The following is a 9,892-nucleotide window of genomic DNA, read 5'->3' on the forward strand; positions in this document are numbered from 1 at the left end:
ATGCGCAAAACTGTTCGCGATGTCCTCGCACACCTGTTCGCGATGTCCCCAGTCCAAACACCCTTGTGGGAGAAGGTGTCGCCGAAGGCGACGGATGAGGGGTGTTCCAGCTTGGCAAGGACGGCACTCCGTCCAGCACCCCTCAACCGTCTTGGCGCTACGCGCCAATCCACCTTCTCCCACAGGGGGAGAAGGAAAGGAGGGGTGCGCCGTTCACCCCGCAACCGCATCATGCTAACCAGAACCCATGGCACAGAAGAAAGGTTACGAAGTCGATTCGTGGTTGGCGCGGCCGGACCCGCGCATCTCGATCGTCCTGCTTTACGGGCCCGATCGCGGGCTCGTCGCCGAGCGGGCGAAGGCCTTTGCCGGCAAAACCGGCCTGCCGCTCGACGATCCGTTCTCGGTGGTCAGGCTGGACGGTTCGGAAGTCGACCGCGACGAGGGCCGCCTGCTCGACGAGGCGCGCACCGTGCCGATGTTTTCGGACCGGCGCCTGCTCTGGGTGCGCAATGCCTCGGGCCAGAAGGCGCTTGCCGATGACGTCAAGGCGCTGACATCAGAGCCGCCGCGTGACGCCATCATCCTGATCGAGGCCGGCGACCTGAAGAAAGGCGTCGGGTTGCGTTCCATCGTCGAGGCGGCAGACATTGCCATGGCCTTGCCGTGCTACGCCGACGAGGCCCGCGACATCGACACGGTCATCGATGATGAATTGCGCAAGGCCGGCATGTCGATGACGCTGGAGGCTCGCCAGGCGCTGCGCCGTAACCTCGGTGGTGACCGGCTGGCCTCGCGCGGTGAGATCGAGAAGCTGGTGCTTTATGCCCACGGCCAGGCCGAAATCGGTCTCGACGACGTCAAGGCGACATCGGGCGACGTCTCCGGCCTCTCCTTCGACGACGCCGTCGATGCCGTGCTCGAAGGCAAGGTCGGCGACTTCGACATGGCCTTCACCCGCCACTGCCAGTCCGGCGGCCAGGCTTTTCTGGTGCTTTCCTCGGCGATGCGGCAGCTGCAGGCGATTCAGGCGATGCGCGGCCTGATGGACACCGGCGGCCGCAACGCCGCGGCGGTCGTTGCCGCGGCGCGCCCGCCGGTTTTTTTCTCGCGGCGCAAGCTGGTGGAGAAAGCCCTCGAACGGTGGAACAGCGAGGCGCTTGGCCGCGCTTTGACCAGGCTGCAGACGGCGGTCCTGCAGACGCGGCGCCGGCCGGACCTCTCGGTCGCGCTGGCACGGCAGGCGCTGCTCGGCATTGCTGTGGAAAGCGCCCGGCTGGCGCAGCGCACCTGATCTCCCCCCTTGAGGGGGAGATGTCGCCGAAGGCGACAGAGGGGGTCGCAGCGTGGAACGCCGACATCTTCTTCGCTTCCGCAAGGCGCCGGCGCTTGATGCTAGGCGACCCTTTCTGGGCCTGCCGGCCATCTCCCGCTCACAGGGGAGATCAGCAGCCTCGGCGATTTCGCCAATCACCAGCGCTGAAAAAAGGAAGGGCTGGCAATCGCCAGCCTTCGTTGTGGACGAGGATGTCCGCCTAGGTCGTGCTTAATCCTAAGCCGGAAGATTATTTGCCGGCTAAAAACATGAGTACCTCAAGCACCTACCGCTCCTGCTTCAACCGCCGGCAAAGCTCATCGAGCTGCTCCAGCGTCCGGTAAGCGACGCTGATCACGCCGCCGCGCTCCTTGTGCTCGATCGTGACGATCATGCCGATCGTGCCGGTCATCAGCTTTTCCAGCGCCAACGTATCGGCATCCTTCTGTGCCGGTGCTGCAGGCTGTCGCTTTACCGTTGGAGCGCCGGTCGGCATCTGCGCCAGCGCTTCCGCCTGGCGCACTGAAAGCCCGTCCTCGACGATCCGCTTGGCCAGGCTCGCCGGATCCTGCGCCGTCACCAATGTGCGGGCGTGGCCGGCCGACAGCGCGCCATCGACCAGCATGTCGCGAATCACGTCCGGCAGCTTCAGCAGCCTGAGCGTGTTGGCGACATGGCTGCGGCTCTTGCCGATCACCTGGCCGAGATCGGCCTGGGTGTAGCCGTGATCGTCGATCAGCTGCTGGTAGCCCATCGCCTCCTCGACCGGGTTGAGGTCGGTGCGCTGGACGTTTTCGATGATCGCCAGTTCGAGCGCGGTGCGATCGTTGACATCGCGCACGATGATCGGGATATCGGTCAGCCCCGCGCGCTGTGCCGCGCGCCAGCGCCGTTCGCCGGCGATGATCTCGTAGCGGCCAGCTTGCGTCGGCGATGGCCGTGCCACCACCGGCTGCACCACGCCATGTTCACGGATCGACTGGGCAAGATCGGTCAGGTCGGCGTCGCCAAAATGCCGGCGCGGATTCTTTGGGTTCGGGCTCAGGAACTCGATCGGAACTTTGCCGTCGGCATTCATGCTCTGCTTTTCCGGCGTCGGACGATCGATTTCGCCGATCAGCGCCGCCAGTCCCCGCCCCAGTCTTTTTCTCGAAAGGTCTTCACTCATCATCTGTCCAGATCGTTTCGGTATCGAATCGGCTTCTAGGCGGCGCGCAGTTTGCGCTCGCGGCGGATCACCTCGGAGGCAAGCTGCAGATAGGCCTGGCTGCCGGAGCATTTGAGGTCGTAGAGGATCGCCGGCTTGCCGTAGGACGGCGCCTCGGAGACACGCACATTGCGCGGGATCACGGTTTCATAGACCTTGTCGCCCATATGCGCGCGCACGTCCTGCACCACCTGGTTGGCGAGGTTGTTGCGCCCGTCGAACATGGTTAGCACGATGCCCTGGATCGTCAGCTCGGGATTGATCGAGCGGCGAACCTGCTCGACCGTCTCCAGCAGCTGGCTCAAGCCTTCGAGCGCGAAGAACTCGCATTGCAGCGGCACCAGCACCGAATCGGCTGCCGCCATCGAGTTCAGCGTCAGAAGATTGAGCGACGGCGGACAATCGATCAGCACATAGCCAAAATTGGCCGATCGATCGGCCGAGGCGCGCAAGGCGTTGCGCAGCCGCAGCACTCGGTCCGGCGCCGAGGCGATCTCCATCTCGATGCCGAGCAGGTCGAGCGTCGACGGCACGATCGACAGGCCCGGCACCGCCGTCGGGATCGCCGCCGCCTCCAGATCGAGCTCGCCGGTCAGCACGTCATAGGAGGAAACGGTGCGGTCGCGCCGGTCGATGCCGAGGCCCGTGCTGGCATTGCCTTGCGGATCGAGATCGACGATCAGCACCCGCTCGCCGATCGCCGCCAGCGCCGTCGCCAGATTGATGGCCGTCGTCGTCTTGCCGACGCCGCCCTTCTGGTTGGCTACGGTGATGATTCGGGGGCCATTCTTCATCATGGGTCTATGCCAGAAATTCATTCCGAGGTCGCCGATCTAAGTCAGTTGGCGCAAATCAGACAGTTCGAGGATGACGCCATGAGCGTCGGTCGCGCTGGCATGTTCTACCAGATCGAATGACCATCGTTGAGCGCTTTCTGCCACTTCGGCACGGTAATCCCGGCCTTTGTGGAACAGGCCGCGCGCGCCTGCCGTCAGCCACGGCGCCGACAGTTCGAGCAAGACCGGAAGCGACGCCAGCGCTCTGGCAGTGACGATTTGAGGTGTTGAAACAAACGGATAGGCGTCATCGATGCGACGCGCGACGACCCTGGCGGGCAGGTTGAATTGGCCGACGACCGCTTGCAGGAACGATGCTTTTTTCCGATTGCTTTCAACCAGATCGATGCTGGCGCCGTCGCGCTCGGCAAGCAGGAACGCAAGCACAAGGCCGGGAAAACCGCCGCCAGAGCCGAGATCGATCCAGCGCTTCGCCTCTGGTTTGATTCGCGCCAGCTGCGCGCTGTCGAGGATGTGGCGGCGCCAGACATCGTCCTGCGTCGACTGCGCCGCCAGGTTTATCCGGCGGTTCCATTTCTGGAAGACCGTCTCGAACTCTACCAGGCGTTCGAATGTTTCACGTGAAACCGGACCGGCAGCCTCTTGCAGGCACGCCCATGAGGCAGCGCTCACGCAACATTCCTTCGTGCAGCAGCCTCGGCGTTGCGGACATGCGCGACAATGATGGCCAGTGCAGCCGGCGTCATGCCTTCCATACGCTGCGCATCGGCGATCGAGCGCGGCTGACGCGCCGCCATTTTTTGCTTCAGCTCGTTGGACAGGCCCGGAACAGAAGCGAAATCGAGCGATTCCGGGATCAAGCGGCTCTCCTCATGCCTGATCTGCGTGACATCGGCATGCTGGCGGTCGAGATAGACCGAATATTTCGCCTCCGTTTCGAGACGTTCGGCCGTCTTGGCGTCGATGCCGCCAAACTCCGGCGCGATTCGGGCCAGCCAACCGACATCGACACCCGGATAGGCCAGCAATTCGTAAGTGGATCGGCGCACACCGTCCCTGTTGATCTCGATCCCATGGCGCGCCGCTTCGTTGGGGGTCATGGTCGTGCCAAGCGCAAGGTCCCTAGCCTTTTCAAGGTCCTGCACGACGTCGCTAAACCGTTGCATCCGCTCCTGCGAGGCAATCCCGAACTTCATCGCCAGCGGCGTGAGCCGCTCATCGGCGTTGTCGGCCCGCAGCGACAGCCGGAACTCGGCCCGCGAGGTGAACATCCGGTAAGGTTCGGCGATGCCGCGGCTGGTCAGGTCGTCGACCATGACCCCGATATAGGCCTCGGTGCGACTGAGCACGATCTGGTCGCTCGCCGAAGCCTGCCGCGCGGCGTTGAGGCCGGCCAGCAGCCCTTGCGCGCCGGCCTCCTCGTAACCGGTGGTGCCGTTGATCTGCCCTGCCAGAAAAAGACCGGAGATTCGCTTGGTTTCCAGCGTCGGCTTGAGCTCGCGCGGATCGACATGGTCATATTCGATGGCGTAACCCGGCTGCAGCATGGTGGCACGCTCAAGGCCAGGAATGGTTTTTAGAACGTCGAGCTGTACGTCCTCCGGCAGCGAAGTCGAAATGCCGTTCGGGTAGACGGTGTCGTCGTCCAGCCCTTCCGGCTCAATGAAAATCTGGTGGCCCTCGCGGTCGCCGAACTTGACGATCTTGTCCTCGATCGACGGGCAGTAACGCGGCCCAACGCCTTCGATAGAGCCGGAATACATTGCGGAACGGCTCAGATTGGCGCGGATCAGCTCATGCGTCGCCGCGGTCGTTCGCGTGATGCCGCAATGGATCTGCGGGTTGTCGATGCGGTCGGTCATCAGCGAAAACGGCACGGGATTGTCATCGGCCGCCTGACTCTCCAGCGATGCCCAATCGATCGTCCGCCCGTCCAACCGTGGCGGCGTGCCGGTCTTCAGCCGCCCGAGCTTGAAGCCGGCGCGGCTCATCGTGGCCGACAGGCCGAGGCTGGCCTGCTCGTTCATGCGGCCGGCAACGATCTTCTTCTCGCCGATATGGATCAGCCCGCGCAGAAAGGTGCCGGTCGTCAGCACCACGGCGCAGCAAGCAAGTCTGCGACCATCCGCCAGCAGCACGGCCGCTATGCGTCCATCGTCGATTTCGAAATCCAGAACCTCGCCCTCGACCACGTCGAGACCGGCCTGCTCGCGAATCGCCGCCTGCATGGCGAGCCGATAGAGTTTTCTGTCCGCTTGCGTCCGCGGCCCGCGAACTGCCGGGCCCTTGCGGCGGTTGAGCAAACGGAACTGGATGCCGGCCGCATCGGCGACGCGCCCCATCAGCCCGTCCATGGCGTCGATCTCGCGAACCAGATGCCCCTTGCCGAGCCCGCCGATCGCCGGATTGCACGACATGACGCCGATCGTATCGAAGCGCAGTGACACCAAAGCCGTTTTCGCGCCAGCGCGCGCGGCAGCGCTGGCCGCCTCGCAACCAGCATGGCCGCCGCCCACCACAACCACATCATAGTGATCGGTCATTTTCAGAATCCCGAATTGAAGTCGCCCGACACATGTCGCCGAGAACCTGCGCTGTCAAGGACAGCTCGACGAATCGTTTCACGTGAAACAATTCCGTCCGCGTTGATTGGGAGGTGTTTCACGTGAATCACAGCGCTGGCTCCTCTGCCAGAGGATCCGATTTGCCCAAGCCAAAAAAGGAGATGTCGGAGTTGGTTACCAGCGCTACTCATCGAAGCGGAGTGGGACGCAGAACCCTCCGATCATTCCCTCAGGCGCTGAGGCGCGACGAAGCTGCCAATCTCCCCACTCGTGGGGGAGATGTCCGGCAGGACAGAGGGGGGCGCGAAGGATCGCCGACGCTCCATCTCCATCGCTGCGTTCTCCCACTCCCATGTTTCACGTGAGTCATTTTCCGATGCAGAACTGCGCAAAAATGACGTCCAGCATGTCCTCGACATCGACCGCTCCAACAATGCGGCCAAGCCTATCCGCTGCCAGCCGCAATTCCTCGGCACGCAGCTCCTGCCCGCGCTCCTCCCCCTTCACCGCTGCAAGCAGGAAACCTTTCGTCTCGTTGAGAAGCTCGACGTGCCGCAGCCGCGACGGCAGGATATCGCCGGCCTGGCCGATTTGCGCTGCGGCGCGAAGGCCGATCTCCGCCAGCAATTCCGCCAGCCCGGTGCCGTCCCTGGTTGAGATTACCGCGTCGTAGCGCGCCACAAGCGCTTCATCCCGCAGCAAATCGACCTTCGTCCCGATCCTCAATGACGGGACATCGGCTGGTATTGCGCCGATCGGGACCGGCTCCACCATATCCTCCAGCACCAGCAACAAATCGGCAGTGCCGGCCTTGCTCCTCGCCCTTTCGATACCGATCGCCTCGATCCTGCCGGGCGTTTCGCGCAAGCCGGCGGTGTCCGTCACTCTTACGCGCATCCCCTCCAGATCCAGCACCACTTCGAGCAGATCGCGGGTGGTGCCGGGCTCTTCGGTGACGATCGCAGCGTCGCGCCGGGCCAGAGCGTTGAACAGGCTCGATTTGCCGGCATTCGGCGCGCCGAGGATGACGACCTCGAAGCCGTCGCGGATGATTGCGGCGGCCCGGAACCCTTGGACATGACGCTCGATCTCGTCGATCATCGCGCGTACGTCCGACCAGACCGTCTCCGCAACGGAACCCGGCACATCGTCTTCGTCGGCAAAATCGATCTCGGCCTCGATCATCGCCCGCGCATGAATGAGCCGACGGCGCCAGCTCAGATAGAGCTCGCTTTGCATACCGTCGGCATTCTGCACGGCAAAGCGCCGCTGCGCCTCCGTCTCGGCATTGACGAGATCAGCCAGCGCCTCGGTCTCGACCAGATCGACCTTGCCGTTGAGAAAGGCGCGGCGGGTGAACTCGCCTGGCTCGGCATGCCTGACGCCGTCGAAGCCGGCGATCGTCTCAAGCATCCTCGCCACCACGGCGCGCCCGCCATGGACATGGAATTCGGCGATATCCTCACCGGTAAAGCTGTTTGGGCCGGCAAAGGAAACGACCAGGCCGCTGTCGAGCACCGATCCGTCCGGCGCCCTGAACTTGCGATAGGCGGCAACACGGTTCTGAACCATTGAACCGGCAATCGTTTCAACGACGAATCGACTTTGCGGGCCGGAAATGCGGATCACGGCAACACCAGCGGGCAGGCGGCCGCTCGACAGGGCAACTATGGAATCACCTGAAATCATTTGCCGACCCAGCACAACCGCCCTAGCTTCGCTTATTCATTGACAATTGCCGAGTTATCAACCGTGACATTGCCCGCGCAAAATCTGCTTGCCGAAGAGGCCAGCCCCTATCTGCAGCAGCATAGCGGCAACCCGGTGCATTGGCGGGCATGGTCGCCGGCATCGCTCGCCGAGGCAAAGGCGCTGCAGCGGCCAATCCTGCTCTCGGTCGGCTACGCCGCCTGCCACTGGTGCCATGTCATGGCGCACGAAAGCTTCGAGAACGACGACGTCGCCGCCGTCATGAACCGTCTCTTCGTCAATATCAAGGTCGATCGCGAGGAGCGGCCGGACATCGACCAGATCTATATGGCCGCACTGTCGTCGATGGGCGAGCAGGGCGGATGGCCGCTGACAATGTTCCTGACGCCGGACGGAAAACCTTTCTGGGGCGGCACCTATTTTCCGCGCGAAGCCCGTTACGGCCGCCCGGGCTTCGTCCAGGTGCTGGAGGCGGTCGACAAGGCGTGGCGGGAGAAGAAAGAAAGCGTTAACCAAAGCGCCGACGGCCTGACCACGCATGTCGAGGCGCGGCTGGCGGGCACGCATGCCAAGGCGGTGCTCGACCGCGACACGCTCGCGACGCTCGCCAACGGTATCGATGGCATGATCGACAGGGATTTGGGCGGCATGCGCGGCGCGCCCAAATTCCCCAATGCGCCGTTCATGCAGACGCTCTGGCTGTCCTGGCTGCGCGACGGCGCCACAGCCCATCGCGACGCCGTCCTGCTCAGCCTCGAAAAGATGCTGGCGGGCGGCATCTACGACCATATCGGCGGCGGGCTAAGCCGCTACTCCACCGATGCCGAGTGGCTGGTGCCGCATTTCGAAAAGATGCTCTACGACAACGCCCAGCTCATCCGGCTGTGCAACTGGGCTTATGCGGCGACCGGCAATGAATTGTTCCGGCTGCGAATCGAAGAGACGATAGACTGGCTCTTGCGCGAGATGCGCGTCGATGGCGGTGCCTTCGCTGCCAGCCTCGACGCCGACAGCGAGGGCGAGGAGGGGTTGTTCTACACCTGGAGCAGGGATGAGATCGAAACCGCTCTCGGCGACGAATCAGCCTTACTTTTCCAATACTTCACGCTTGCCGGCCCGCATGGCTGGGAGGGCAAGCCGATCATCCACCAGACTGAGGCCCGGCAAAAGCAAAGCGTCGCCGATCGCGCCCGGCTCATTCCGCTGAAAGGAAAATTGCTGGCAGCCCGGGAGCAGCGCGTCAGGCCCGGGCGTGACGGCAAAGTCCTGACCGATTGGAACGGCCTGATGATCGCGGCTCTCGCCGAAGCCGGGCGCGCCCTGAAACGGATCGACTGGATCGAGGCCGCGGAACAGGCCTTTGCTGCCATTGCCAGCGCTGCTCGAGACGGCCGGCTGCCGCATTCGATGCTTGGCGCAAAGAAGCTGTTCCCGGCGCTGTCGAGCGACTACGCCGCCATGACCAACGCCGCGATCTCCTTGTTCGAGGCTACCGGCACATCGAGCTACGCCGAGCTGGCCGGCCAATTCATCGCGCAACTCTATCAATGGCATAAGGACGATGACAACACCGGCTACTATCTCACCGCGTCGGACAGCAGCGACGTGCCGATCCGCATCAGGGGCGATGTCGACGAGGCCATTCCTTCAGCCACCGGCCAGATCATCGAGGCCATGGTCCGATTGTCCTCGCTTTCCGGCGATCTCGAATTGCAGGAAAAGACGTGGAAGATCGCCGAACACGCGGCCGGCCGTGCGGCGCACCAGGCCTATGGCCAAGCGGGTGTCGTCAACGCCTGTGCCTTGGCGATCGAGCCGTTGAAGCTGGTGCTGGTGGAGAACCCGGAGCATCCGGGGCTTGTTCCGGTCGCGAATCGAAATCCGGACCCGCGCCGGATCGACACTATCGTGCCGGTCGGTTCGGCGACAAACCTGCCGATGCTCCCAGGCGGCGTTCTGCCGCCAACGACCGAGCCTGGCGCCTGGCTGTGCACCGGGCAGGTCTGCCTGCCGGTGATAACGGACGCTGAGGAGCTTGAGCGGCGGTTGCGGCGCGGATAGGTGAGGGGATGCTGCGCGGGCTCTCCCTTCTCCCCTTGTGGGAGAAGGTGGCCGAGCGACAGCTCGGTCGGATGAGGGGTGTTCCAGCTTGGCACCGCCGCATTCCGTCCAGCATCCCTCAACCGTCTTGGCGCTACGCGCCAATCCACCTTCTCCCACAGGGGTGTTTGGACTGGGGACATCGCGAACAGGTGTGCGAGGACATCGCGAACAGTTTTGCGCATTGTGCGCGAGGGGG

Annotated in this window: 7 protein-coding genes; 2 read left to right on the forward strand and 5 right to left on the reverse strand. The window is 63.6% G+C overall.

The features are described 5' to 3' along the window. Positions 1-247: 247 nt before the first annotated feature. Positions 248-1,294, forward strand: coding sequence for a DNA polymerase III subunit delta (gene holA / locus AC0L3N_RS32850; protein ID WP_123148723.1), 1,047 nt, complete (start codon positions 248-250; stop codon positions 1,292-1,294). A gap of 307 nt (positions 1,295-1,601) precedes the next feature. On the opposite strand, the gene AC0L3N_RS32855 is transcribed toward holA, so the two are convergent. The 5 genes from AC0L3N_RS32855 to mnmE all read right to left on the reverse strand — a co-directional run bounded on the left by AC0L3N_RS32855 (position 1,602) and on the right by mnmE (position 7,572). Beyond that, entirely contained in the window at positions 1,602-2,483 is an 882-nt protein-coding gene (locus AC0L3N_RS32855) for a ParB/RepB/Spo0J family partition protein (RefSeq protein WP_473551758.1), read from the reverse strand. A gap of 35 nt (positions 2,484-2,518) precedes the next feature. Continuing rightward, positions 2,519-3,319, reverse strand: coding sequence for a ParA family protein (locus AC0L3N_RS32860; protein ID WP_123148722.1), 801 nt, complete (start codon positions 3,317-3,319; stop codon positions 2,519-2,521). A 36-nt stretch (positions 3,320-3,355) separates the two neighbouring features. Then, a complete protein-coding gene (gene rsmG, locus AC0L3N_RS32865; protein WP_473551760.1) occupies positions 3,356-3,991 on the reverse strand; it encodes a 16S rRNA (guanine(527)-N(7))-methyltransferase RsmG in 636 nt (211 codons plus the stop codon). Then, entirely contained in the window at positions 3,988-5,862 is a 1,875-nt protein-coding gene (gene mnmG, locus AC0L3N_RS32870; protein ID WP_473551762.1) for a tRNA uridine-5-carboxymethylaminomethyl(34) synthesis enzyme MnmG, read from the reverse strand. The genes rsmG and mnmG overlap by 4 nt, the downstream gene beginning before the upstream one ends. A gap of 387 nt (positions 5,863-6,249) precedes the next feature. Beyond that, positions 6,250-7,572: a tRNA uridine-5-carboxymethylaminomethyl(34) synthesis GTPase MnmE gene (gene mnmE / locus AC0L3N_RS32875; RefSeq protein WP_473551764.1), complete on the reverse strand. Its 1,323-nt coding sequence runs from the start codon at positions 7,570-7,572 to the stop codon at positions 6,250-6,252. Positions 7,573-7,635: 63 nt separating this feature from the next. Here mnmE and AC0L3N_RS32880 point away from each other — a divergent pair, with 63 nt between their 5' ends. After that, positions 7,636-9,654 carry a thioredoxin domain-containing protein gene (locus tag AC0L3N_RS32880; protein WP_473551767.1) on the forward strand — a complete coding sequence of 673 codons (2,019 nt, stop codon included), beginning with the start codon at positions 7,636-7,638 and terminating at the stop codon, positions 9,652-9,654. The last annotated feature ends 238 nt before the right edge of the window (positions 9,655-9,892 follow it).

This window comes from Mesorhizobium sp. WSM4807, from assembly GCF_055811615.1.

What these genes read in the sequence shown, in the direction of transcription:
- holA (WP_123148723.1), top strand. Translation starts at nt 248, where the DNA reads ATGGCACAGAAGAAAGGTTACGAAGTCGATTCGTGGTTGGCGCGGCCG.
- AC0L3N_RS32855 (WP_473551758.1), bottom strand. Translation starts at nt 2,483, where the DNA reads ATGAGTGAAGACCTTTCGAGAAAAAGACTGGGGCGGGGACTGGCGGCG.
- AC0L3N_RS32860 (WP_123148722.1), bottom strand. Translation starts at nt 3,319, where the DNA reads ATGATGAAGAATGGCCCCCGAATCATCACCGTAGCCAACCAGAAGGGC.
- mnmG (WP_473551762.1), bottom strand. Translation starts at nt 5,862, where the DNA reads ATGACCGATCACTATGATGTGGTTGTGGTGGGCGGCGGCCATGCTGGT.
- mnmE (WP_473551764.1), bottom strand. Translation starts at nt 7,572, where the DNA reads ATGATTTCAGGTGATTCCATAGTTGCCCTGTCGAGCGGCCGCCTGCCC.